General features: G+C 51.5%; 25 protein-coding genes, 1 tRNA gene and 1 other RNA gene. 8 read left to right on the top strand and 19 right to left on the bottom strand.

Annotated elements, in window-relative coordinates; all coding sequences use genetic code 11:
* Window positions 1-114 precede the first annotated feature (114 nt).
* Window positions 115-1,461, bottom strand: a complete 1,347-nt coding sequence (locus D467_RS0102865) for a Na+/H+ antiporter family protein (RefSeq protein ID WP_018916002.1) — start codon at window positions 1,459-1,461, stop codon at window positions 115-117.
* A 296-nt stretch (window positions 1,462-1,757) separates the two neighbouring features.
* On the opposite strand from D467_RS0102865, the gene D467_RS0102860 reads away from it, so the two are divergent.
* The 4 genes from D467_RS0102860 to D467_RS0102840 all read left to right on the top strand — a co-directional run bounded on the left by D467_RS0102860 (window position 1,758) and on the right by D467_RS0102840 (window position 5,156).
* Window positions 1,758-3,149 carry a GntP family permease gene (locus tag D467_RS0102860; protein ID WP_018916001.1) on the top strand — a complete coding sequence of 464 codons (1,392 nt, stop codon included), beginning with the start codon at window positions 1,758-1,760 and terminating at the stop codon, window positions 3,147-3,149.
* A 102-nt stretch (window positions 3,150-3,251) separates the two neighbouring features.
* Complete coding sequence (locus tag D467_RS0102850) at window positions 3,252-4,019, top strand: DUF1538 domain-containing protein (RefSeq protein ID WP_026285587.1); 768 nt, start codon at window positions 3,252-3,254, stop codon at window positions 4,017-4,019.
* Window positions 4,016-4,816, top strand: coding sequence for a Na,Li,K/H(+) antiporter subunit UmpB (gene umpB / locus D467_RS0102845; RefSeq protein ID WP_018915998.1), 801 nt, complete (start codon window positions 4,016-4,018; stop codon window positions 4,814-4,816). The genes D467_RS0102850 and umpB overlap by 4 nt, the downstream gene beginning before the upstream one ends.
* Window positions 4,806-5,156, top strand: a complete 351-nt coding sequence (locus D467_RS0102840; RefSeq protein ID WP_018915997.1) for a P-II family nitrogen regulator — start codon at window positions 4,806-4,808, stop codon at window positions 5,154-5,156. Before umpB ends, D467_RS0102840 begins: the two co-directional genes overlap by 11 nt.
* A gap of 7 nt (window positions 5,157-5,163) precedes the next feature.
* On the opposite strand, the gene D467_RS0102835 is transcribed toward D467_RS0102840, so the two are convergent.
* Genes D467_RS0102835 through D467_RS0102825 form a run of 3 tightly spaced genes read right to left on the bottom strand, consistent with a single transcriptional unit; the run spans window position 5,164 to window position 7,856 of the window.
* A complete protein-coding gene (locus D467_RS0102835; protein ID WP_018915996.1) occupies window positions 5,164-6,087 on the bottom strand; it encodes a metal ABC transporter permease in 924 nt (307 codons plus the stop codon).
* Window positions 6,088-6,104: 17 nt separating this feature from the next.
* Window positions 6,105-6,932, bottom strand: coding sequence for a metal ABC transporter ATP-binding protein (locus D467_RS0102830; protein WP_018915995.1), 828 nt, complete (start codon window positions 6,930-6,932; stop codon window positions 6,105-6,107).
* A gap of 6 nt (window positions 6,933-6,938) precedes the next feature.
* Window positions 6,939-7,856 (bottom strand): metal ABC transporter solute-binding protein, Zn/Mn family, encoded by a 918-nt coding sequence (locus D467_RS0102825; RefSeq protein WP_018915994.1) that lies wholly within the window; start codon window positions 7,854-7,856, stop codon window positions 6,939-6,941.
* 148 nt (window positions 7,857-8,004) lie between these two features.
* Between D467_RS0102825 and mntR the strand changes: the two genes are divergently transcribed.
* The gene (gene mntR / locus D467_RS0102820; RefSeq protein ID WP_018915993.1) at window positions 8,005-8,496 is read left to right on the top strand and encodes a manganese-binding transcriptional regulator MntR; all 492 of its coding nucleotides are present in this window, start codon (window positions 8,005-8,007) and stop codon (window positions 8,494-8,496) included.
* A 3-nt stretch (window positions 8,497-8,499) separates the two neighbouring features.
* On the opposite strand, the gene D467_RS0102815 is transcribed toward mntR, so the two are convergent.
* The 12 genes from D467_RS0102815 to D467_RS0102760 form a co-directional block, all read right to left on the bottom strand.
* Window positions 8,500-9,204, bottom strand: a complete 705-nt coding sequence (locus tag D467_RS0102815; RefSeq protein WP_018915992.1) for an RES family NAD+ phosphorylase — start codon at window positions 9,202-9,204, stop codon at window positions 8,500-8,502.
* The gene (locus D467_RS0102810) at window positions 9,198-9,596 is read right to left on the bottom strand and encodes an antitoxin Xre-like helix-turn-helix domain-containing protein (RefSeq protein ID WP_018915991.1); all 399 of its coding nucleotides are present in this window, start codon (window positions 9,594-9,596) and stop codon (window positions 9,198-9,200) included. The genes D467_RS0102815 and D467_RS0102810 overlap by 7 nt, the downstream gene beginning before the upstream one ends.
* Before the next feature lie 147 nt (window positions 9,597-9,743).
* Entirely contained in the window at window positions 9,744-11,033 is a 1,290-nt protein-coding gene (locus tag D467_RS0102805; RefSeq protein WP_018915990.1) for a TRAP transporter large permease, read from the bottom strand.
* Window positions 11,030-11,536: a TRAP transporter small permease gene (locus tag D467_RS0102800; RefSeq protein WP_018915989.1), complete on the bottom strand. Its 507-nt coding sequence runs from the start codon at window positions 11,534-11,536 to the stop codon at window positions 11,030-11,032. The genes D467_RS0102805 and D467_RS0102800 overlap by 4 nt, the downstream gene beginning before the upstream one ends.
* Window positions 11,537-11,618: 82 nt before the next feature.
* Window positions 11,619-12,605, bottom strand: coding sequence for a TRAP transporter substrate-binding protein (locus D467_RS0102795; RefSeq protein ID WP_018915988.1), 987 nt, complete (start codon window positions 12,603-12,605; stop codon window positions 11,619-11,621).
* A gap of 58 nt (window positions 12,606-12,663) precedes the next feature.
* On the bottom strand, window positions 12,664-13,242 hold the full coding sequence (locus D467_RS0102790) for a peroxidase-related enzyme (protein WP_018915987.1): 579 nt from the start codon (window positions 13,240-13,242) through the stop codon (window positions 12,664-12,666).
* Window positions 13,239-13,748 carry a CMD domain-containing protein gene (locus tag D467_RS0102785; protein WP_018915986.1) on the bottom strand — a complete coding sequence of 170 codons (510 nt, stop codon included), beginning with the start codon at window positions 13,746-13,748 and terminating at the stop codon, window positions 13,239-13,241. The genes D467_RS0102790 and D467_RS0102785 overlap by 4 nt, the downstream gene beginning before the upstream one ends.
* A gap of 28 nt (window positions 13,749-13,776) precedes the next feature.
* Window positions 13,777-15,246 carry an NAD(P)-binding domain-containing protein gene (locus tag D467_RS0102780; RefSeq protein ID WP_018915985.1) on the bottom strand — a complete coding sequence of 490 codons (1,470 nt, stop codon included), beginning with the start codon at window positions 15,244-15,246 and terminating at the stop codon, window positions 13,777-13,779.
* Window positions 15,243-16,856, bottom strand: coding sequence for an aminotransferase class V-fold PLP-dependent enzyme (locus D467_RS0102775; protein WP_026285584.1), 1,614 nt, complete (start codon window positions 16,854-16,856; stop codon window positions 15,243-15,245). Before D467_RS0102775 ends, D467_RS0102780 begins: the two co-directional genes overlap by 4 nt.
* 25 nt (window positions 16,857-16,881) lie before the next feature.
* Window positions 16,882-17,349 (bottom strand): Lrp/AsnC family transcriptional regulator, encoded by a 468-nt coding sequence (locus tag D467_RS0102770; protein ID WP_018915983.1) that lies wholly within the window; start codon window positions 17,347-17,349, stop codon window positions 16,882-16,884.
* A gap of 211 nt (window positions 17,350-17,560) precedes the next feature.
* Window positions 17,561-18,346 (bottom strand): DUF3750 domain-containing protein, encoded by a 786-nt coding sequence (locus D467_RS0102765; protein ID WP_040459987.1) that lies wholly within the window; start codon window positions 18,344-18,346, stop codon window positions 17,561-17,563.
* Between the two features lie 15 nt (window positions 18,347-18,361).
* Entirely contained in the window at window positions 18,362-18,787 is a 426-nt protein-coding gene (locus D467_RS0102760) for a DUF488 domain-containing protein (RefSeq protein ID WP_018915981.1), read from the bottom strand.
* Window positions 18,788-19,033: 246 nt separating this feature from the next.
* Between D467_RS0102760 and D467_RS0102755 the strand changes: the two genes are divergently transcribed.
* The 3 genes from D467_RS0102755 (at window position 19,034) to D467_RS0102745 (ending at window position 21,535) form a co-directional block, all read left to right on the top strand.
* On the top strand, window positions 19,034-19,480 hold the full coding sequence (locus tag D467_RS0102755; RefSeq protein WP_026285582.1) for an Rrf2 family transcriptional regulator: 447 nt from the start codon (window positions 19,034-19,036) through the stop codon (window positions 19,478-19,480).
* A 361-nt stretch (window positions 19,481-19,841) separates the two neighbouring features.
* Window positions 19,842-20,585, top strand: a complete 744-nt coding sequence (locus D467_RS0102750) for a Crp/Fnr family transcriptional regulator (RefSeq protein ID WP_018915979.1) — start codon at window positions 19,842-19,844, stop codon at window positions 20,583-20,585.
* A gap of 161 nt (window positions 20,586-20,746) precedes the next feature.
* Entirely contained in the window at window positions 20,747-21,535 is a 789-nt protein-coding gene (locus D467_RS0102745) for an SDR family oxidoreductase (protein ID WP_018915978.1), read from the top strand.
* Window positions 21,536-21,625: 90 nt separating this feature from the next.
* Here the strand turns inward: D467_RS0102745 and ffs are convergent.
* From ffs to D467_RS0102735, 3 genes are all read right to left on the bottom strand, one after another.
* Window positions 21,626-21,722, bottom strand: an RNA gene (gene ffs, locus D467_RS19640) — signal recognition particle sRNA small type.
* A 51-nt stretch (window positions 21,723-21,773) separates the two neighbouring features.
* Window positions 21,774-21,850: transfer RNA gene (locus D467_RS0102740), tRNA-Met, on the bottom strand.
* Between the two features lie 91 nt (window positions 21,851-21,941).
* A complete protein-coding gene (locus D467_RS0102735; RefSeq protein WP_018915977.1) occupies window positions 21,942-22,874 on the bottom strand; it encodes a choline ABC transporter substrate-binding protein in 933 nt (310 codons plus the stop codon).
* Window positions 22,875-22,969 lie beyond the last annotated feature (95 nt).

The following is a 22,969-nucleotide window of genomic DNA, read 5'->3' as shown; positions in this document are numbered from 1 at the left end:
TGGCTGCCCTTTTTATGACGTTACTTTTCAGTGCTAATTTTGTTTAATAACTTTTTTAAAAAACTTTTTTAAGAGCTTCTTTTTTAACACTGCTTGGTAGCTACGACATGACGATTAAAGCGTCATGGCCGCCAACCAGCCAAAGGCAATCAGCGGCAGGTTGTAATGCAAGAAGGTTGGCACCACGCTATCCCATATATGGTCATGCTGCCCATCGACATTCAGGCCAGCCGTTGGCCCAAGGGTTGAGTCAGAAGCGGGTGAACCAGCATCCCCCAGGGCGGCTGCGGTTCCAACCAGTACAACCGTCGCCAAGGGCGAAAATCCAAACTGCACAGCCAGGGGTACAAAGATTGCGGCGATAATCGGGATCGTTGAAAAAGAAGAGCCGATACCCAAAGTGATGAATAGACCCACCAGCAGCATTACCAGCGCTGCGACGCCGCGGTTATCACCAAATATCTCAAAAGCTCCCTCAACCAAGGTATCAATATCACCGGTAGACTTCATTACTTCGGCAAAGCCAGCCGCCGAGATCATGATAAAACCGATCAGCGCCATCATCCGCATACCGCTGGTAAACAGGTCGTCCGCCTCACGCCATTTAAAAATCCCGCCGATGGATAGCAAACCAATACCAACCAAACCGCCTAAGATCATCGAGCCGCTATAAAGCTGTAACCCCAGTGCCGCCACAATCGCCACACCTGACATTATCAAGCCTAACTTGTGCGGTTTGGCAGGCGTATGCACGTGTTGTGTATTGCTCATCGCCAGGTCTTTGCTGGAATACTCGCGGCTGCCCCGATAGCTAAAGAATAAGGCCACTAAAAGCCCAAGGGCCATGCCGCCCACGGGTATCGCCATAGCCATCGGCACCATGGCGCGGGTAATTTCCAGGCCCAGGGGCGCGCCTGCGCTGTTTAAATTCGCCAGCAGAATGTCGTTAAGGAAAATAGCCCCAAATCCGACCGGCAACAGCATATAAGGCGCGGTTAAGCCAAAGGTCAGCGCGCAGGCTACCGCGCGGCGGTCTAACTGGAGGCGATTCATGACGGTTAACAACGGCGGAATCAAAACCGGAATAAAGGCGATATGCACGGGGATCGCATTTTGCGATGAAATCGCCACCAGTAACACGGCAGTGAGAAGCAGCATTTTAACGCGTGCCTGATGCTTTACCGTAGTCTCTTTGCCCAGCATGGTAATCAATCGATTCGCCAGCATGTCTGGCAACCCAGAGCGCGAGATTGCGACCGCGAAAGCGCCCAGCGTGGCATAGGCCAGCGCCACCTGTGCGCCCCCGCCTACCCCGTTGTTAAACGCCTCCAAAGTTTGATCAAGCGTAAGCCCACCCACCAGGCCCCCAACCAAGGCGCCTAAAACCAAGGCAAAGACGACCGACACACGCAAAAGCGACAGTACTACCATGACGAGCACTGCAAGTATCACTGCATTCATGAAGAGTTCCAGAGCGATGACAAAGTGATCAGGACGTGTACGAAAAGCAAGCGAACGCCTTGCGGCGCACTAATGAACCAGCGGTTTCTTACACAGCCTAATATCGAAGGGGGCAAATTTTAGCAGATCGCTCGATTACAAAAAGCACTCATCGCGTTATTTCTGAAAGCCTACGCTAGCATATGGCACTACTACTTTAGTCAATACTCCATTGCTGCTTTGCAACATACTGCCTAGTATCCAATCCTTGATGTTTTCCTAAGGTTACTAATTTATATTTCTCTGGAGCAAAGAACATGGGTACGTTGGCGATTGCTGTTTCCCTGCTGCTATTGATGTTCCTGGCTTATCGAGGTATCTCGGTTCTCTTACTGGCTCCGCTAATGGCATCGCTTGCAGTGCTGTTATCCGGTGACGGCGCCTTCTTACTGCCTATCTATACCGATACGTTTATGCAGGCGCTGGGTAACTACGTCATGCAGTTTTTTCCGCTCTTTTTGCTGGGCGCCCTGTTTGGCCAATTGATGGCGGACTCCGGCGCGGCGCAGTCCATCTCCAGCGGTATCGTCAGCAAGCTGGGCACCCACCACGTTGTGCTCACCGTGGTGCTTGCCTGCGCCGTACTTACCTATGGTGGCGTTTCATTGTTCGTGGTGGCGTTTGCCATTTATCCCATCAGCCGCGAGCTGTTTCGCCAGGCCAACGTACCCAAGCGTTTGATTCCAGCCAGCATCGCACTGGGATCATTTACCTTCACCATGACAGCTCTGCCTGGTACTCCCGCCATTCAAAATGCGATCCCCATCCCGTTTTTTGAAACCAATAGCTTTGCCGCCCCAGGCTTGGGGATCATTGCAGGGCTTATTATGCTGGGCTTGGGCACTGCCTATTTACAATCTCGCGTAAGGAAAGCGACTGCCGATAACGAAGGCTATGGCACTCATAAAGAGCGTGAAACAAGCACAGACAATGCCGAAACACCTACCACGATGCCCCTGGCACTCGCATTGATTCCTCTGATCATGGTCATTGGCCTTAACGCCTTGTTTACCTACGGCATCTTTCCATCGCTGGATTTAAGCTTTATTAACGAGGCCTTCGAAAATGTATCACCAGATGCTCAAACCGGGCTATGGGCGATTCTGATTGCGCTGCTAAGCGCATCGGCCTGGCTGATCATCACGCGCTGGAAATATTGGCTGGATTTAAAAGACACCGTCAATAAAGGCGTCATGGGCTCGCTGTTACCGATTTTTAATACCGCTTCAGAAGTCGGCTATGGCGCCGTGATTGCAGGCCTTGCGGGGTTCGCGATTATTCGTGACGCGGTGCTTAACGTATCGCCCAATAATCCGTTAATTTCCGAGGCGCTGGCCATGAGCGTACTGGCAGGCATTACCGGATCCTCATCAGGCGGCCTTTCAATTGCGTTGCAAACCCTGGGCAGCGAGTATTTAGCCATGGCTCAGGAAGCAGGCATTAACCCTGAGCTGATGCACCGCGTCGCGTCACTGGCCGCTGGCGGTATGGACACCCTGCCTCATTCCGGCGCGGTAATCACCCTACTGGCTATTTGTGGTCTCACGCATCGCCAGTCTTATGGCAACGTTGCGATGGTGACGATAGTGCTACCCGTGGTCGCGCTTATCAGCGTGATTACCTTAGGCACCCTATTTGGCAGCTTCTGAGTTTAAATAACGAGCACTTGCGCAAGATCAAATTTTATACGAGTAAAATCGCTATTCTTGCTATCACCTCCCATTAACGCGTTATCCTCGGCCTGATAAAGCATGGAAATAGTCGTATCGCTTGTACGGCAAATGCGAGAAAGCCTACGTGACCTGGCCCCGGTGGTGTTGGTCATGGCATTTTTTCAGTTGGCGGTGCTCCGCCAACCCCTACCCTCAACACTTGCCCTGGCCGACCTGCTAACAGGCCTCATATGTGTTGTTATTGGGCTGACGCTTTTTATCAAAGGGCTTGAGTTCGGTCTATTTCCGGTAGGCGAAAGTTTAGCGCGTGCATTTGTCACCAAAGGATCCCTTGTATGGCTCCTGCTGTTTTCCTTTGCATTGGGCTTTGGCTCAACGATTGCCGAACCTGCCTTGATTGCCGTTGCCAACCAGGCCGCTAACGTTGTCGCCGAAGGTGGCCTGATTAATCAAACCGATGCTGCCCGCCAGGTATTTGCATCTAGCTTACGTATGGTCGTGGCTGTATCAGTAGGCAGTGCCGTGGTGCTGGGCGTGCTGCGGATTTTTAAAGGCTGGCCACTACACTTAATGATTATCAGCGGCTACGTGATCGTACTGCTACTTACATTACTCGTGCCTCCAGAAATAGTGGGTATCGCCTACGACTCCGGCGGTGTTACTACATCAACCATTACCGTACCGCTGGTAACCGCGCTAGGCGTAGGTTTGGCATCCTCCATTAAAGGCCGCAGCCCTATGCTGGATGGTTTTGGGTTGATTGCGTTTGCGTCGGTGATGCCGATTATTTTTGTACTGCTGTTTAGTCTTATGGGCTTACCTTTTCTCCCCGGCGTGGCCTTATGAACAGCTTATTAGGCACTTTCTGGCATACGCTAATGGATATATTGCCCATAGTGGCGGTTATCTTTGGTTTTCAATACGGGGTGATACGCAAGCCTATCAAACGTCTGTCTCGAGTTATTGTGGGCTTTTTAATGGTCTGGATAGGTCTATCGCTTTTTTTAGTGGGTCTGGAACAGGCACTCTTCCCCATGGGTGAGTTAATGGCCACCCAGCTAACCAGCGTCGATTTTTTACCTATGCTTGAAGAAGGCGCACAGCGACATTGGCGTGATTACTTTTGGGTCTATGTATTCGCGTTTATGATTGGTGCCAGCACCACGCTTGCTGAGCCTTCGCTAATTGCAGTGTCCATTAAGGCAGGTGAAATATCCGGCGGAACGATTAACCCTCTCATGCTGCGTATTGCCGTTTCGCTGGGTATGGCACTCGGTATTACGCTAGGCGCCTGGCGAATCGTGATGGGCTGGCCGCTGCATTGGTTTATCTTTGCGGCTTACCTGCTGGTAATTCTTCAAACACTCCGCTCACCGCGCTCCATTATTCCTCTTGCCTTTGATTCAGGCGGAGTCACTACGTCCACTATTACTGTGCCCATTATTGCTGCGCTAGGTCTTGGTTTGGCCTCTTCCATTCCCGGGCGAAGCCCCCTAATGGATGGGTTTGGCATGATTGCGCTAGCCTGTCTGTTTCCCATTATTAGCGTGATGGGATACGCCCAGATCGCACAGTGGGTAACCATTCGTCATCATAAGAAAAAACGTCAGCAAATGCCGAAAGGAGATAGTAATGCGCTTTAAATTGATTGTGGCACTGGTCGAAGACGAAAGAACTGACGCCCTTTTAGAGGCTGCGCGTGACGCCGGCGCCACGGGAGCTACCGTCATCAATAATGCACGAGGCGAGGGCCTGGAAAAAGCGCGGGGTATTTTCGGCATGGAAATAACTGCCCAGCGGGACATGCTGCTCTTTTTGGCGGAAGAAAATACTAGCCGTCATATATTGGAAGCAATCGCCCGTGTGGGCGAGTTCGATGAGACCTCAGGCACCGGGATCGCCTTTCAACTTGATGTTGAAGATGCCGTTGGCGTCAAACATCAAATTGAAGCACTTTCAGGCGCTCCCGGCTTGCCTCTTTAAAACGATGCTAGCCCATTCGCCAACGGCGCCATTGCCTTGAAACAAGGCCCTGCTTGGGCGAGAAGAGCAGCGCGATGATGAAGAAGCCAAACGCCACCAACACAATAGCGCCGCCAGAGGCCACGTTAAACACGACCGATAGCCAAAGCCCGATGACCGCAGAGCAAATGCCGATAGATACCGAAATCAGCAGCATTATTTTGAAACGATCCGTTAGCAGATGCGCCGTTGCCCCTGGGGTAATTAACATCGCCACTACGAGAATAATGCCCACGGTTTCCAGGCTGGCAACGATCGTCAAGGTCAGTAAAAGAATCAGACCGTAATGAATAATCTGAGTATTGAAACCTAGCGCTTGCGCCTGCTGTGGATCAAAGGCGTATAGCAGCAAAGGACGATACGCGAGCCACACCGTTAAAATGGCAATGACGCTGGCAACAAAAGTGAGCATTAGCGCTGAGTGCTTAACGCCCAATACGTTGCCAAAAAGAATATGCATCAGGTGGGTGCTGGAGGCCAGCTTACTGATAATCACCACCCCCAGGGCAAACGAGGCGGTGAACATTAGCCCCATTGCGGCGTCAGATTTGATCCGCGTGTTTCTTTCAATCGCCCCGATACCCACCGATGTCAGTGCTCCGGTAATAAATGCGCCCACAAAAAAAGGCCATCCCAGCAAGTACGCAATCGCCACACCGGGCAGCACGGCATGGGAAATGGCATCGCCTAAGAGCGACCAGCGCTTTAGCACTACATAGCAGGAAAGCATTCCACAAATAGCGCCGACGAGTACCGATGTGAGCAGCGCTCTTTGCATAAACGCATATTGAAAGGCATCGGACACGCTGCTGGGCAACAGGTTAACCACGGCCATCAAAGCCGCTATCAATCCGCTTACTAGAGCGTCGCTAAACGCTTCAATCACCAACATACTATCAACCACGTTATTTACCCTTGAGCGGGGCCATAGGCAGCCCCTGGCATCGTTTGACGATCATTGACGGTTTGTTCGGTTGAGCTAACCGCAAGCTCCGCCAGTTTTGCTTCACTGAGCATGTCTTCCGGCGTGCCGGTGCCTCTCACGAAACGGTTGATCAGCACCACGTGATCCACATGGCGACGTGCACCCGGCATATCGTGAGTGACCATAATCACGGTATTACCCGCCTCCCGCTCACGGCGCAATACCGAGAGAATAAGCTTTTCGCTAGGCGGATCAACGCCTGCCAACGGCTCATCGAGGAGTAAAATATTGGCCTGCTGGGCAAGCGCTCGAGCTAACAGCACGCGCTTTTTCTGACCGCCAGAAAGCTCCCCGATCGGCCGGTCCGCATAGGCAAGCATATCCACGGCAATCAGTGCGTCTCGCACCGCTTCGCTATGCCTGCCATGGTGCCAACGAGCAGGCAGCAGCCGCCGCCACAAGGCATCCTGACGCATATGCCCATAACGCCCGCCCATGACGGTTTCCCATACTGAGACGGGGAAATCCCATTCAATCGCCTCTCTCTGGGCCATATAGGCAATATGTCCTGCCCGGCGATGCATGGCGATCGGCTCATCAAAAGCTTTAACACTGCCCTGCAACGGTTTCATGCTGCCGGTCAACACATGAAAAAGCGTCGATTTACCCGCACCGTTTGGCCCAACAATCGCGGTCCACTTGCCTTTAGGAAACGCAAGCTCGATGTTCTCCAACACGGTGTGTCGCTGATAAGCCGCGTACAGGCCTTTCACTTCAATGGCCGCCACGGCACTAAGTGTGCTTGCTGTCATGATGCGTTACTCGGTTGCCAACGCGCGACGCAACATCGCAACGTTATGCCTTAACATTGCAAAATAGTCTCCTGCCTCACCGTCTGGCTCGCTTAGCGAATCCACATACAGCGGACCCGCCACAGGAATACCCGTATCTTCAGCAAGGCTTGAGACATAGCGGTCTGAAATCGTGCTTTCCCAGAAGATTGCCGCTGGCTGACGTTCGTTGATCATATCGATTACCCGCATGAGCTGGCGGGGTGAGCCTTCTGTTTCAGCGTTATTCCCCCAGATACCGTCATGCTCAAAACCATAGGCATCGGAAAAATACAGAAATGCCGCTTCACTGGAGAGCAACACACGACGCTCTTCAGGTATATCGCTCAACGCCTTTTGAAGCTCCGCATGCAGATCCTGCAGCTCTGCCGTCAACGCCTCAGCGCGGGCTTCAATACCCTCAGCCTGTTCAGGCAATAAACTTTCCAGCTCACTGGCGATCACCTGCACATAAGCGATGGCCGCCCGCGGGTCGGTCCACAGGTGTGGGTCTACATCGCCCTGCATATCGCCAATTGCGATGTACTGGACCGGGTATTCAGAGGCCTCGGCAACAGGAATCAAGGCAACGTCGTCTTGAGTGGTCGCCTCTACCTGACGCATCCACTGCTCCAGCTGATAGCCGTTATAGAAAACGATATCGGCATCTTCCAGAGCCGCAAAATTATCCGGCGTCAATTCCCACTCATGTACTTCGGCGTTTATCGGCGTCAGCACAGACACATGTGCATCGTCGCCCGCTACCTTGGCAACTAAATCGCCCAATACCGAAAAGGTGGCGACAACATTAATAGGGGGTGAGAGCGTTTGCGCATGAGCGGTTGTGATACTGCTCACGGCAGCAAGCAATAGGCCTTTTTTTAACCATGCTTTTCGCTGGCTCATACCGTACTCCATTCAGGATCGCTTTGATTACAACTTTAGCTCAACAAAAAAGCATTGTGCAAACAGTTTAGCCTTGGCTAACAATTATTCCATAAAATGCGCTACCATGCCCCATTAGGGTTTCCATTCATCTCGATATAGTTTACCAATGAGTGATAACGATCAGTCGCTTCCCAACGCCGCCGCCAGTATGAGCAACAGCAACTGTGGCGATGCATTACCGCCCGTTGGTCAACATACACGGCAATATGAAACCGTGCGTAATGCCCATGAAACCGAGTTAATCGAAGATTATGTCGAGCTGATTGGCGACTTGATCCGCCATCGAGGTGAAGCCCGGGCTGCCGATATTGCCAACCGTATGGGCGTAAGCCAGGCAACGGTTTCCAAGATGATCCGACGCCTTAACGAGCTTGGACTGGTAACCAGCAAACCCTACCGTTCTCTGTTTTTAACGGAGGAAGGCCAAAAAATGGCGGAAATTTCCCGCACCCGGCATGATATTGTCCTGCATTTTTTGCGCGCCCTGGGCGTTAATGACAATACCGCGCGAATCGATGCCGAAGGTATGGAGCATCATGTCAGTGATGAAACGTTAACGATCATGCAGCGCTTTATCGACCAGCATGCCAAACGCTAAAAGCTACGCGCCAGGATGATAGGCGCTTAGTCGGTTAACCTGCGCGACACTACCGTTCCAGATCATTTCCAGATGCGTAGTCTGAACCACATCACTAACCTGCCTGGGCGTCATGAGCGCCCAGCACGTGGCTTCTGGCTCGCGTACCGAGTGATAACGAAGCCCGCCTGCCTGAGCCTCACGCACTGACCAGCCAAGCGCTCTTGACGCGCGGTAGTCATTAGGGGCGTAAATCGGATTGGAACGTTTAAGCACTGTTGCGTCCCGACAGCCGCGCTCATTAAATGCACACTTCAATCCACGAAAAACAAAGCGCTCAAAGTGTAGGCCTGTCACATTTGCCCAATAAATCTGTTGATGATATTTCACTTCCGCAATCGCGGCCGTCAGATTATCGGCCACATATAACACCCCAAACCCGCCATCACTGAAGCGTGACCCGTTGGGGTTTACGTGGGTAAACGGTGCCACGGCGTAAGAGCATCCGCGAATGCCAAACGGTATCTCCTTAACGGGCAACAGGGCCAGATTACCCACTTCATTTTGCAGGCGCGGGTTGGTTAACGCCTGAAGCGCATGCAGCGCGGCAAATTCATCTTCATCGGCTACATCATCAAACAGATCTATCGGCGGAAACTTACTGTTAATCAACCGATAGCCAATGACTGGCTGAGCGGGCAGCTCGGGTAGTGTTTCGAGTGCTACCATTGCGCGCCTCGCAGGCTATCAATGCGCTTGAACGTTTCGTAGAGTGTGGCAAAGTCACCGCTGCTCATAACGTCCAATGGCGTACGTCCGTTAAAGTAGGGGTTGTGGTTTGCCATTTTGACGAACCCATAGAGGTTATCCGGGTTTTCAAACAACATGCGCAGCGCCGCGTGAATATTAAGCAGATAGCTGATCCGAGTCAGCTGGTCGCTATCAAGCTTTATCTCGACAATATCGCCCCGCCTCGCTCGAGCATAGGTACTGTGAGATACCCGCAGTATGGCTTCGCCCTGCTCTCCACTCGCCCGCCATTTATCCAAAATGCGTACAGCGGCTTTTAAACCTGAGGCAGCGGCAGCTTTGTTTTGAGCAATATCATTGGCTGTTTGCATAACAGCTCCCTGTGATCTATCTGTGAATACTAGAATATAAAAAAAGTATCTGCAAAACATAGAGAGGGTTTCGTTACTAAAAACAGTTTTTATAAGCACAAAAAAGCCCCATGCCGTTTTTTCCGACATGGGGCCTAACGAATAAGCTTAAAACGCTTTAGGAAACATCGTTTGAGGCAGGAACAAGAATACGCTGGGCAGAAGAATAACCGCCAAAATGACCGCCATGATTAAACCCACCAATGGCAGCACCGCCATAAAGGCACGTGGCATGGAAACTTCACCAATTTGGGTGGCGATTAATAAGCAGATGCCATAGGGCGGCGTTATCAAGCCCAGGGTTAACGACAAGATAACCACTAATGCCATGTGGATTTGATTAATGTCCGCGGCGATACAAATACTCTGAATAATCGGCAGGAAAATAATAACGGCCGTTACGGGGCTTAATACCGTCCCGATCACCAGCATAAAGAGCATCACCATCAGCATGATGCCAATACGGTGGTCAGTCACCGATAAAATGAAGTTGGCGACATCCTGGGCAATGCCCAGATAAGAAATTAACCAGCCCATAATGCCTGCCGAGGCAACTGCAAACATAGGCAGCGAAAAAGAGATCGCTGACTCTGCCAGAATAGACGGCAATTGCTTAAAATGAATCGCGCGATAAAACACAACGGCTAGAATCACGCCAACCAATACCGCCACCGATGCGGCTTCTGTCGCGGTAAAGACACCGGTGGTAATACCGCCAAGCACCACGAGAGGCAAGGCCATCGGCGGAGCCGCGACAACTGCCGTGCGCCCCATTTGCTTAAACGAAAACTTGCCTGTCGCTTTAATATTCTCCCGCTTGGCGATGTAGTAGACGTAGCCCATTTGCATAAGCCCCACCAAAATCCCCGGGAGAACGCCGCCTAGAAAAAGCGCGCCGACGGATACATTGCCAAACGCACCGTAAATAACCATCAGTATCGAAGGCGGAATAATACCGCCTAATACCGATGAGGCAGCGGTTAAGGCAACGGCAAAGGGAGCTGGGTAACCCGATTTTTTCATCGCTGGAATCAACACGGCGCCAACGCTTGCCGTATCGGCCGCGGCCGAGCCGGAGAGACTGGCAAACATCATGGAAACCATGACGTTAATATGCCCAAGCCCACCGCGCACATGTCCCACTGAACTATCAGCAAATTTGAGCAGGCGGTCCGTGATCCCACCATCATTCATCAGGCGGCCCAACAACAGAAAAAACGGGACGGCTAAAAGCGGAAATGAGTTAATGCTGGCAAACATCTGGTTGGCAACCGACGTCAGTGACAGCCCCATTTCCAAAATAGTAAAAATAGACGCCAAGCCAATAGCAAAGGCAATCGGCACGCTCAGTGCGATCAGTAGTAAAAAGCTGCCAATCAAAATAATTAGTGGGCTCATGAGCCTTCCACCTCGTTCATTCGCTTAACCTTGCCGCCATTGCGGAGCGCCACCATATCGTCGTAAATGACTTCAATGGAAAATAGGAACATGGCGATACCGGCAACAGGCAAGGCAGCAAATACATAGGCCATCGGCGTTCCCAGTGCCACCGACCGACGATTCCATCCCATATCCACCAGAATGTTGCCATGCACCACCAGCACATAAATCAGCGGCAGGCAGGCAAGGCTACCGAATAGACGCAGCACGCGCTGGGTAATGACAAACTGCGGGGGAAAAATATCGATTACATAGTGCTTGCGCTTACGCACGGCAACCGCGGCGCCAATAAATACCGCCCAAATAAAACAAGCCATTGCTACTTCATCTGTCCAGGAAACAGAGATTTTTAAGTAATTTCGCGCAACCACTTGGTAAAGAACGGTCAGGATAAAAGCGGCAAACAGAGACCCCGCTAGACACAGCAAGAGTTTTTCCACTACATCATTGATTTTCCGCATTCGTCTGTCCTTTTATTGGCACGTGCCGCTTCCCCACCCCACTTTTCAGCGGTTCAAGGAAAGCGGCATGCTGGCCAAGTCGTTATAGGCTGCGGATAGTCTCGAGCAGGTCGGTTAAACCGCGCTCTTCAGCAAATTCATCGTGCAGAGGCACTACTTGATCGATAAACGCCTGCTTATCGACCTCGGTTACCGTAACCCCAAGATCTTCAAACTGCTTGATGAACTCAGCGTCGTACTCGATTCCTTTCTCAGTGCCATATTCCCCGGCATGCTGAGCCGCTTGCTGAATAATGGTCTGATCTTCTTCAGAGAACCGATTGAAGCGGTTTTCGCTGATCGAGATATGACTCATCATGATCTGGTGTTCGGTTTTGGCATGAAATGGTGCCACTTCGTATAAACGGCTTGAAAGATAGCCGCTGATAGTACTCTCAAATGCCCCGACAACACCGGTTTGCAAGCCGGTATAAATTTCTGTCCAGGGAAGCGACGTGGTTAATGCACCCGCAAGTTGCCACGTTTCAGCATCAAGGCGCGAGCCAGTAACGCGCATTTTGACGCCTTGTAAATCAGATGGCTCTTCGACCGGGCCGGTATTGGTACTCAGGTTACGCGTTCCGCCGCCGGTCAAACTCAAAAGCTTCAGCCCAACGCTGGCATCGGTCATAGCCTGATCAAAATAGCTATAAACCGCCGACTCAGGAGCGGTTGCTGCACGGAACTCATCCATATCCTGGAACAGATAGTTAAGGCTGAAAATTTCGAAATCCGGCACATAGGGAGCCACATTCATCACCCCGCCAATGATCATATCGGTGGTGCCAATGCGAATCTCATCCACCATGGTCTGGTCGTTGCCTAACTGACCGCCTGGGAAGATTTGCACCGTAATCCGGTTATCCGTGGCTTCTTCGACTTCTGCCTTGAAGGCTTCTGCGGCGTCAATCCAGGGGTGTGGCGCACTCACCACGGTACCCAGGCGCAGCGTTTGCGCCAGTGCCGGGGATGCCATCAACAAGGATACAGCGCTTACCAATGCCAGACGGGGGAGCGTATGTTTAATCATGGGGAGTCCTTAGAATGTGTCAGCGTTTTTTTTAATTTTCAGTGTCAGGGCTTAAAAATCAGAGGTTAGAAACAGGTTCGCCAAGGGTATGCATTAACCGGTTTGCCCAGCCAAACAATGTGGTCGATAGCGTTAAATCAACAATTTCCTGATCTTCAAGACCCACATCGCGCAAGCTTTGAATATCACTATCGGTCACGTTAGGTGGGCATTCAGAAAGGCGCATCGCGAACTTTAAAATAGCTCTGATGCGAGGTTCCAGATCCGCCTCTTTACCGCGCAGGAAGATATCCTGCATAACCTTTTCATCGCCTACGATATTGTTATAACGATGGGCATGAACGGCCGCACAGTAAATACAGCGGTTGACCACGGAGGCAGCCACCGCGCCTAACTCACGCTCATCCCGCGACAGCCCACCTTTATCGTACATAATGCCGTTAAACAGCGAGGTACGAATACGCAGCGACTCAGGATCGTGCGCCAGCACCAGTACATAGTCAGAAATTTTAGTATTGGAAGGCGTTTCCTTGAGCGCTTCATGTTGGGCAGGCGTGGCGTTATCAAAATCGATAGGCGTGATATAGGGGCGCCAGGTGGGGATTCGCGACGTAAACTTATGAATAACGCGGCTCATTTAGCTTCTCCCACTTTATCTTTTCCCATCACGCTTAGTACCGCCGCAACGCGCAGCTGATAGTTAACAAATGCCACTAGGCCTGCCAGCCGAACGATATCGCTTTCTTCAATACCCGCCTCTTTGAGCGCTTGAATATCTTCTTTCGTGGCATCGCGGGGGCGTTGTGTGACTAAGTCGGCATAAGTCACCATGGCAGACAGGCGCTTTTCAGATGCGGGTGGCTTGTTGCCAGGCTCGGCAATTTGGTAGAGGTCCGCATCGCTGCCATAGCCTGCTAATAAATCAGCATAGTGCTGGGTCAAACCCGCCTGCTGGCAAATACGCGCCATACGACATGCCAGGGCCACTCGAATAGCGACAGGCACTTGGCCTGCATCACTCGGCAATAAAGCCGCTTCGTAGGAAGCCTGGGTCAGATCCATGAGCTTGTGGCGCACAGCCAGCGCATCTGCCAGCGGGCCAGTAGTGGGCACATCAGCCGCTTGTTCTAATACATGAGTCATGGTGATTCCTTGCTTTTCAATACGCCACTTAGGCGTTAGCAGTCGTATTAGGTAAAGGCGTCGCTTGCCACTCATCGCCTAATAATTCAGGTGAGTCGTACTGCTCAAGCCGTTGCCAGTGACGTTCCACATCTTCCCGGTAAAGGTTGGCGGCAATTGCACCAGCTAGCCAGCTTGCGCCCTCACTGATCCCCGGAATATCGCCACTGACCTTGCCTAAGCTCACGGTTGCGCCATAGTTAAAGCAGTGGATATTGCGCAGCCAGGGCGCCGTTCCCGGCTCGCGCTCCTGGAACGCAAAGTCACGTTGTACGTACGGGAAGTTACCTAACTCGTCGTTCTTAAGCTCGGCGGGCGGCTGGTAGCAATCGCGCCATAGCAGAATACGGTCGGCGTAACCGGAAAGCTCTGTGCGAGCCAGGGGGTCGATTTCAAAACCGGTGCCCAGAATCAGATAATCACAGCGCACGGTGCCCTGCCGGGTTTCAATAACAATCTCATCGCCCTCCATTTGCATGGCTTTTACACCACAGTCAAAGTGGAAATGAGCGTTGTCATGGCGGCTGACACGCAAAGTAGATCCGCGGGGTGGCGGAGTTTGGGTGGCAAACGAGTAGTGCATAATTTGCCAGCGCCACTCATCGGGTAACGTGGCGTAGCCATGGGTAAAACCAAAGGATCCGATGCCCATCATTTTATTGATAGTGGGCATCTGCGAGCGGCGAATTAAAAAACGTACTTCCTGAGCACCATGCTCTAACGCCTCGGCTGCATTATCAACCGCAGAAGCCCCTACTCCAATCACCACTACCCGCTTGTCTTTTAAACGTGCAAAGTCGATTTCATCCGCCGAGTGCGACCAGGCGCTGCCGGACAGGTTATTAACAAATGCCGGAATTTTAGCTGCGCCAGTGCCTTCACGGCCTGTCGCCATCACAAGTTTGCGGGTAAGCACGGTGTTGCTAGGCGCCCCGGCGCCTGAAAGCTCAAGCCTTAACAAATCACCTTCGGGCGTAACGTGCTCGACTTTGACGTCATTCTCAACGGGGAGCTTTAATACGTCGCGGTACCAGCTTAAATAGGCCATCCAGGTGGGGCGTGGAATTTTATCCAGCGCCTCCCACGCGGGGTTACCGAACTGTGCTTCATACCAGGCCCTGAAGGTAAGCGATGCAAATCCGTAACTGGGGCCAGGCAGGGTTTTAGGAGAGCGCAAGGTTTCCATACGCGCGTAGTTCAGCCAAGGGCCTTCCAGCCCAGCCGGATTACGGTCGAAAATACGGATATTGCTGATACCACCGGATAGCAGCGCAAAGGCTGCCACCATGCCGCACTGCCCGCCGCCAATAATCACCACATCATGCACAGGCTGCCCGTCTTCCATCACCTGGGGAGGTACCCAGTTAGCGGGTGGAATATTCAAACATGCCAAGTCGTATTGAACGCGGGCATTAAGCGCTTCTAAGCCAGCGCCCGCCAGTGAAGGGGTCATGGTCATTGCGTCATCTCGATTTGTGCCTGAATAGCCTGCTCCGCTTCATGAGGCCACCAGAACCAACGAACGGGTACATCTGAAAACTGAGAATTCCTCTCTAACGGCAGCACTTTGGCCTGCTCAACAAGCTGCTGAGCCTGGGCAAAGTAATCGTCTTTTTCTGCCATTATGTCCGGCTCTTGGCGAGTATCTTGCGACAGAAGCGCATCCAAGAGATTCGTCGGCGCCTGAATAACGCCCTGATGCCGAGCAAGCCAAACGCCACTGGTTTCATCCACGGAATACAGCTTCATCAGTACAGGTGCATAGCGGGCAATAAATTCGACTGCAGATATTACATAGTTAGCGGTCTCTTTGCTAAAAAAGAAATTAAAACCGAGCCTTACCCAACCTGGACGATATAAGCTTCTGCCTTTTTGGACTAAATCTTCATGCTCAGCTGCCGTTTTTTCATCTATTGAGAGCAGCTCATGACCATAAGGACCGGCACAAGAACAGCCGCCCCGCGCCTGGATACCAAACAGGTCATTAAGCATGGCGACAATCAGGTTATGATGAATGTCACGACCACCCGCGCTTATATTGAATGAAAAGATGGCCAGCCGAGAAGCGGTTAAAGAGCCCAATAGATGAATATTGCTGACAGCTTGCCAACGCGTCATTGCCATCTCGACCAGCTCACTTTCGCGCGCCTCAATATTGGCAGCACCGACCAGGTCTTTAATACGAAACGCAAAGCCCGCGCGAATATCGCCCAGGATGCCTGGTGTACCGGCCTCTTCACGCCGCTGAACGTTGGTCACATAGCGATGGTGCTGAGCCGTCACATAAGACACCGTGCCGCCGCCCGCCACAGAAGGTATGGGATTACGGCATAGCGCTTTGCGGATTACCAAAATGCCGGAGCTCCCCGGCCCACCCACAAATTTATGCGGCGACAAGAAAATTCCATCGATATGGTCGCCCTCGCCAGTGCCTGCCACATTGATGCCTACATAAGGGCCACTGGCGGCATAATCGAGCAGCACAATGCCTTCATACTGGTGAACCAGGCGTGCCAATGCGACAACGTCTGTTTTAATACCAGTGACATTGGAAGCGGCTGAAAACGCAGCCACCTTTGTCTCGCGATCAGTGTACTCTTCAAGACGTAGCGCTAATGTTTCAAGGCAGGGCGTGCCGCTTTCGGTTAGCGGGATACGTACCAGGTCTACATCGCACTCGCGCCATACAAGGTCATTGGAGTGGTGTTCAAAAGGCCCAACGAAGACAACCGGTCTGGAATGCGATGAGGAGTCAGGTGACGTTTGAAGACCTAGAATATGGCTACAGCGATTGATCGCAGCAGTTGCCCCTGCCCCGGCAAAAATAACGGCGTAATTATCATCAGCGCCTACTGACTCCCTTACCGCCTGGCGGGCTGCTTCACGAAATTGCGTGGTGAGTTTACCGGTATAGGAGGTTTCGGTATGGGTATTAGCGTAAAACGGTAACACCTGATGTCGCATGGCTTCTTCAACCATACCCAGCCCCCGGCCCGATGCCGTGTAATCAGCGTATACAAGGGACCGAGGCCCAAATGGCCCAGGGACAACCTCTCCTTCGCCAATCACGTCATCACGAATATATTCAATCCATTCAGATGACGTCGCCGAGTGGCAGCTCGGTAGTTTTTTTGACCTGTTCCATTGAGAAGCACGATGTGACATTACTGAGCTCTATTTTAGCGATAAGCCTTTTATAAAAGGCATCAAATGATTGGTTATCGCGCGTAATGACCTTAAGCAAATAATCGTACTCTCCCGCTAGCCGATTAACTTCCATCACCTCGGGGAAAGACTGAACGGCTTCTTTGAAAGCATCCAGCCAGGTTTGATTGTGTTTATCGGTTTTAATCATGACAAACACGGTCAAGCCAAGATTAAGCTTTTCAGGGTTTAGGACCGCGATTCTTTTTTCGATTACGCCTTCTTTCTCAAGGCGCTGAATTCGACGCCAGCAAGGGGTGACCGAAAGCCCTACGCCTTCTGCAAGCTGGGCAATAGAAAGGTTATCATTACGCTGAAGCTGTTCAATAATTTTCAAATCGAAGCGATCAATAAGCAATTTATTTCTCCTGAAAGCCATAATCAGGAATATATTTCCATAGCGTTCTAAAATACTCCAGTCAGGAGAAAGATTTTTTCAGTGTGTATTTTTATTATCAAGCTTTCTAAGCGCACAAAAAAAGTGCAGCTGTATAAAAGCTGCACTTAAATAATAAATTAATAACCAAAAGGCTTATTCAACATCAAGATGTGGGGCTCTTAGTAGTGATTCACGGCGTTTCGAAAGGACCATTACCTAAAACATTGGCAGGCATGCCTAGACGCCCCACGCCCGGTAATTTAAGCGCTGGGTGCTTAACGTCAATTCCGACCGATAGCCCCAGCAGATTTATTTCAATACCTTCTTCAAGCGCTATCAGTAGCCCCGCCATACCGCCCAGCGAAAGCTGGTAGCCGGTACCGCTGGGCACCGGGGCAATCAATGTATCAAACAAGTAATCCTTGCCGACGGCCGTCACCGGCAGCGTGACATCAAACCCGTCGACTTCGCGAGCGACCCATGCAACAAACGTATTGCTATTAGGGCCTGGCCATATTCGATACTGCTCAGCGCTGGGGTAGCGAGCGATCGCTTCCTCAATAGCCGGAATAAGCGCCGCCGCATCCTCCCCACGATAGTCGGCCAAAAGCGAGGGTGTATTGCCATACCAGGCACGATCCGGCATATCCTCCGCAGCGACAACCGTAGGTCGGCGCCAACTCATTACTTGATAAATATAATAGTGCGACGCCCCCGGCTTCTTCATTGCGATCCATGGGTGAACGCCAAAAGCGCCACGCCAATTATAGGTATGAGCAGCATAGACCTGTATAACCGCATCGGCTGATGCATCGGGATGCGGCGCCAACCCTGATGAGGAGCGATCAAGCGTTGACCAGTGTGCATCCGTCACAATCATGCCGCTGGCAAGCATCCACGCGGGGCCCACCAGCAATAAGCCAAGCGTCAACACTACCAGTAAAAACACGCGGAATACTCCACGCTTTAATGTCATAAATAACTCAAATATTTAGATCTCGCTCTGCTGGCTTAACAAACACGGTGAAGATGCTGGCTCACGGTCACTACGATCTTCCTCTTCAAGAGCGTCTAACAGTGCTTCACGCAGAATAGGCAAATGTGACTGCTCAAGTTGGCGCGAGGCGGTCAACAGCGTAAGTTTGCTTTGCCGGGCGTAACGCATCAGGGGCAATAGCGCGTCAGCAGACTCTTTTAGCTCCAACCGGTAGCGGGTTTGAAAGGAGGCCTCGCTAATTTTTTGCTGATGATAATCGCGCCGAAGTGCAGAAGATGGCGCTGCATCCCGGTACCAGTCGGTCAACGCTAATGAAGCACGCTCTTTTCCGCGTGGCCATAGGCGGTCGACCAATATACGTGCGCCATCATCTTCTTCAAACGCTGAATAGACCCGCTTAAGGGCTATGTCATAGCTCATACGACCTCCCTGAGACAGCTTTCCCGTGCAGCTAATATGTACGAACACTGTTTATATCGTTTGTCCATGCTATACCCCCTTGCTAACGATTTATCTGTCATAGGTTAAAAAAATCATCGACCCCTGACGAATAGGCATATAGAGCGGCATCCTGGCTGCTCCTTGATGACCCCGCTGTTAGAAAGGACATTCCCCACGCCCGACAAACGCCGTACAATGCAGCGTTTAATCCACCTTCGGCCTGCTATGCATTTAACTCGCTTTACGGATTATTCGATTCGCGTGCTGCTTTATCTGGCAACCAAGGGTGAACAGCGGACAACCATTACGGAAATTGCCGAGACGTTCTCGATCTCGCGCAATCACTTGATGAAAATTGTCCAGGAATTACATCAAAAAGAATACCTTAAAGCAATTCGCGGCAAACATGGCGGGCTTTGGCTCAATCGCGCGCCCGAGCTTATTCGATTAGGAGCGTTGATACGAGACACCGAGCAGGAAATGGCGCTCGTCGAGTGTTTTCGGGACGACAATGCTTGCGTCATCACTCCTTCTTGCCGCCTAAAACCAATTCTTAATGATGCGCTAGAGGCTTTTCTGGGCGTTTTGGATAATTACACGCTGGCAGATTTACTGCATGGTCGGCAGAGCAGACTGGCTGCCTTAATGAGAATTCCCACAGCCAATGTTTAACCCTTAATTTTTTAACGCCTGAGTAGCTATATCTCAAAGAAACTCTGCTGTCATGCCGAATAAAATAAGAAGTTTTCCTACCTGCCCGCGTAGTCAATAAGGAACGCCAAGAGCTACCTGCTTCAGTCAGCTGTGCCTTGTACAAGCGCCATCTGGCCTTTAAATTCTGCATACAGCACTTTGCCAAGAAGAACATTAAAAATAACTGCTTAACGTACATTACGATTATTGGGCTGCACAACTGATAATTTCTGGCTATTTCCCTTCATGTGCAGCATGCTCAAGGCTAGATTCACATTATCAGCACACGAGCAGGTAAATGTTGCATGTGGCTTCATTTCTGCAAACTATGGAGTCCAACATGACCATAGCGCCGTACTCTCCCAACCAAATGATAATCCGCAAGCTGGACAGCATTTTTCCTCTCACCGACGAGGAAAAACAAGGGCTCATGGACCTACCGGTTCAAACAAAAGACGTCAAAACTAATCACGATATTGTGAGAGTTGGGGATCAACCGGCCTACTGCTGCTTGATCGTTGAGGGTTTTACGTGTGTCTATAAAGTGTCTTTCGAAGGCAAACGCCAGATAATGGCTCTGCATGTGCCAGGTGATATCCCTGATCTGCAAAGCCTACATTTGAAGGTTCTGGATATTAATATTGCCTCGATCAGTCCCTGCAAACTCGGTTTTATTCAGCACAAGGATTTATACCACTTGTGTGAGCACCACCCCCGCTTAACCGCCGTTTTTTGGCGTGAAACGCTTGTACATGCCTCACTCTTTCGTGAATGGCTTTTGAATATAGGCCAGCGCGAAGCTTACTCTCGCATTGCCCATATCATCTGTGAACTAATGCTGCGCTTAAAGGCGGTAGGTTTAGTTGAGGACAATACGTTCAACATGCCCGTTACCCAGGCAGAAATAGCAGACGCGACAGGAATGACACCGGTTCATGTGAACCGAGTCTTTCAAGCGCTGCGCTCAGATGGCTTGATCAGCACTGAGAAAAGTCGAATGACCATACCTGACTGGGACAAAATACAGCAAGCAGGCGAATTTGACCCTCTCTATCTGCATATTGAGAAGGCCGCAGCTTCATAGCCATTTGTTTGGTTTGGCTGTGCCCATAGCCCATGATCTAGCCAGTTCAGTTTTATTCCCTGCCCCATAAAGCGCCAAATTCGTTACTGGCATACTATTATCGATCAATGGTGACTATTCATTACGTTAAAGCCGCAAATTGAACAAGAAGGAGCACACATATGGATCTGGGAATCACGGGGCGCTGGGCAGTGATTTGTGCAGCAAGCAAAGGGTTAGGCCGGGGCTGTGCTGAAGCGCTCGCCAAAGAAGGTGTCAACCTAGCCATCAACTCGCGTAACGCCGAGGTGCTCGAGAAAACCGCCGAAGCATTACGGGCACTGAACCCTGAAATTGAAGTTCGCCCGGTACCCGGCGATATTGGGCATGAAGAAGTGCGCGAAGCACTGCTTGCAGCCTGCCCGCAGGTCGATATTCTGATCAATAACAACGGCGGGCCACCACCCGGTGATTTCCGCGACTGGGATCGTGAAGATTGGATACAGGCCGTGGATGCCAACATGATCACGCCGATAGCGCTGATCAAGGCGACGGTAGACCGCATGGCCGCCAACGGCTTTGGACGCGTGGTCAATATCACGTCAGGTGCTGTGAAAGCCCCCATTGACATCCTCGGGCTTTCCAACGGTGCACGCAGCGGGCTGACCGGCTTCGTCGCCGGGCTCGCGCGCCAGCCACAACTTGCCTCATGCAATGTCACGATCAACAACCTGCTACCCGGCTCTTTTGACACAGATCGCCTACGCGGCAACTTCAAAAACGTCGCCGAGAAAACCCAGCAAGACATTGAGCAGGTACGCGAGCAGCGTGCTCAAGGAGTGCCTGCACGACGGTTCGGTACAGCTGAAGAGTTCGGCGCCTTCTGTGCGTTTATGTGCAGCGAACACGCGGGCTATCTGACCGGGCAGAATATTTTACTCGACGGCGGCGCTTATCCAGGGACGTTCTAGCAGAATGCATGCGCGCGATTGATACTGAGCAAATGGAGGTTAAGGCAAGTTTACGGCAATCTGGGAGGGGTATAGCAGAAATGGAGGCGGCCCCAAAAGCCACATCCCGGCACACGCAGCCACCACTACCGTTGCTCCCTTCCGGGCCTGGCGGGGTTCGCAGTTTAGCGTTGCGGGAGGACCTAAGGGGCCACCATAGCAATACACATGAACTAAAAGTGTACTGCGGCGCTGAGTTTGGTGGCTACGCCCTGATTTGAACAGGGGACCCCATCATTATGAGTGATGTGCTCTAACCAGCTGAGCTACGTAGCCTTTCCGACATCAGCGGGTGCAGATTATGCCTATTCTCGATGCAAAAGGCAAGCCGCAAACAGGCTTGCCTTTGAATCGGCTGATAACCTGCTTATAGCGCGGCCTGAACGGCTGGCAGAGCTGGCTCACCCTCCAGAGTCGTCACACCTTCAAGCCATGTCTCCAATAAATCGTCGTTCTCTTTTAAATAGCGATTGGCAGCAGCGCGAGGGTCAACGCCATCATCCATAATCGCGCTCATTAACTGATTTTCCATTTCCAGCGTAAAGGTCATATTGCCAAGTAACGTACCCACGTTCGGGCATGCTTCGACAAACCCGGCGCGCGTATTGGTGTGTACCGTGGCGCCACCCAGGTCAGGCCCAAAGTAGTCATCCGCGCCTGATAAGTAGGCCATCTCAAAATTAGTATTCATGGGATGCGGCTCCCACCCCAAGAAGACCATCCACTCTTCATTGGGAACCCGCGTAGTAAGCTCAGAAAGCATGCCCGCTTCACTGGAGTCCACGACCTGCCAATCGCCCAGGTCATAAGCGTTATCATCAATCATCTGCTGGATGAGCTCATTGCCATCGTTACCGGCTTCAATGCCATGTACACGATGATTAAATTGATCAGCGTGGGCCGCCAAATCATTCACCGAGGTAACCCCTGCATCGTACACGTACTGCGGAACGGCCAATGTGTACTTGGCGCCTTTAAGATTGGCAACCAGGCGTTCAACATCGCCACTTTCAATATACGGGTCGCTGATGGACGCCATTGAAGGCATCCAATTACCTAGAAAGACATCAAAATCATTGTTGCGCATGCCCGCATATGCAATCGGGACGGACACCGTATCCACTCTAGGCTCGTAGCCCAGCGCCTCTAATACTTCACTTGCCAAAGCTGTGGTCGCGGTAATATCGGTCCAGCCAACTTCTGCAAAACGTACGCGCGAACAGTCATCCGCCTGAGCAATCGCTGGTACGGCAGATCCCATTAATAGCGCGCTTAAACCGCAAAAATAGACGTATTTCATTACCACTCCCCTTCTACTTGTTTAAATGGACATGTTGTTTAAATGTGCATGCTTTTTATTTAAACGCCAGCTCCGTGTACCATGAATTTTTATTG

Source organism: Vreelandella zhanjiangensis DSM 21076, from assembly GCF_000377665.1.
Taxonomy (GTDB): domain Bacteria; phylum Pseudomonadota; class Gammaproteobacteria; order Pseudomonadales; family Halomonadaceae; genus Vreelandella; species Vreelandella zhanjiangensis.
This window is presented reverse-complemented; position numbering and strand designations above follow the sequence as displayed.

Bases quoted from the DNA above. Each gene is read 5' to 3' on its own strand.
- D467_RS0102810 (WP_018915991.1), bottom strand. From the start codon at position 9,596: ATGCAAACAGCCAATGATATTGCTCAAAACAAAGCTGCCGCTGCCTCA.
- D467_RS0102795 (WP_018915988.1), bottom strand. From the start codon at position 12,605: ATGATTAAACATACGCTCCCCCGTCTGGCATTGGTAAGCGCTGTATCC.
- D467_RS0102755 (WP_026285582.1), top strand. From the start codon at position 19,034: ATGCATTTAACTCGCTTTACGGATTATTCGATTCGCGTGCTGCTTTAT.
- D467_RS0102805 (WP_018915990.1), bottom strand. From the start codon at position 11,033: ATGAGCCCACTAATTATTTTGATTGGCAGCTTTTTACTACTGATCGCA.
- D467_RS0102765 (WP_040459987.1), bottom strand. From the start codon at position 18,346: ATGACATTAAAGCGTGGAGTATTCCGCGTGTTTTTACTGGTAGTGTTG.
- D467_RS0102830 (WP_018915995.1), bottom strand. From the start codon at position 6,932: ATGACAGCAAGCACACTTAGTGCCGTGGCGGCCATTGAAGTGAAAGGC.
- D467_RS0102840 (WP_018915997.1), top strand. From the start codon at position 4,806: ATGCGCTTTAAATTGATTGTGGCACTGGTCGAAGACGAAAGAACTGAC.
- D467_RS0102780 (WP_018915985.1), bottom strand. From the start codon at position 15,246: ATGACCATGACCCCTTCACTGGCGGGCGCTGGCTTAGAAGCGCTTAAT.
- D467_RS0102800 (WP_018915989.1), bottom strand. From the start codon at position 11,536: ATGCGGAAAATCAATGATGTAGTGGAAAAACTCTTGCTGTGTCTAGCG.
- D467_RS0102745 (WP_018915978.1), top strand. From the start codon at position 20,747: ATGGATCTGGGAATCACGGGGCGCTGGGCAGTGATTTGTGCAGCAAGC.
- D467_RS0102850 (WP_026285587.1), top strand. From the start codon at position 3,252: ATGGAAATAGTCGTATCGCTTGTACGGCAAATGCGAGAAAGCCTACGT.
- D467_RS0102760 (WP_018915981.1), bottom strand. From the start codon at position 18,787: ATGAGCTATGACATAGCCCTTAAGCGGGTCTATTCAGCGTTTGAAGAA.
- D467_RS0102785 (WP_018915986.1), bottom strand. From the start codon at position 13,748: ATGACTCATGTATTAGAACAAGCGGCTGATGTGCCCACTACTGGCCCG.
- D467_RS0102815 (WP_018915992.1), bottom strand. From the start codon at position 9,204: ATGGTAGCACTCGAAACACTACCCGAGCTGCCCGCTCAGCCAGTCATT.
- mntR (WP_018915993.1), top strand. From the start codon at position 8,005: ATGAGTGATAACGATCAGTCGCTTCCCAACGCCGCCGCCAGTATGAGC.
- D467_RS0102865 (WP_018916002.1), bottom strand. From the start codon at position 1,461: ATGAATGCAGTGATACTTGCAGTGCTCGTCATGGTAGTACTGTCGCTT.
- D467_RS0102735 (WP_018915977.1), bottom strand. From the start codon at position 22,874: ATGAAATACGTCTATTTTTGCGGTTTAAGCGCGCTATTAATGGGATCT.
- D467_RS0102825 (WP_018915994.1), bottom strand. From the start codon at position 7,856: ATGAGCCAGCGAAAAGCATGGTTAAAAAAAGGCCTATTGCTTGCTGCC.
- D467_RS0102835 (WP_018915996.1), bottom strand. From the start codon at position 6,087: ATGTTGGTGATTGAAGCGTTTAGCGACGCTCTAGTAAGCGGATTGATA.
- D467_RS0102860 (WP_018916001.1), top strand. From the start codon at position 1,758: ATGGGTACGTTGGCGATTGCTGTTTCCCTGCTGCTATTGATGTTCCTG.
- umpB (WP_018915998.1), top strand. From the start codon at position 4,016: ATGAACAGCTTATTAGGCACTTTCTGGCATACGCTAATGGATATATTG.
- D467_RS0102750 (WP_018915979.1), top strand. From the start codon at position 19,842: ATGACCATAGCGCCGTACTCTCCCAACCAAATGATAATCCGCAAGCTG.
- D467_RS0102790 (WP_018915987.1), bottom strand. From the start codon at position 13,242: ATGAGCCGCGTTATTCATAAGTTTACGTCGCGAATCCCCACCTGGCGC.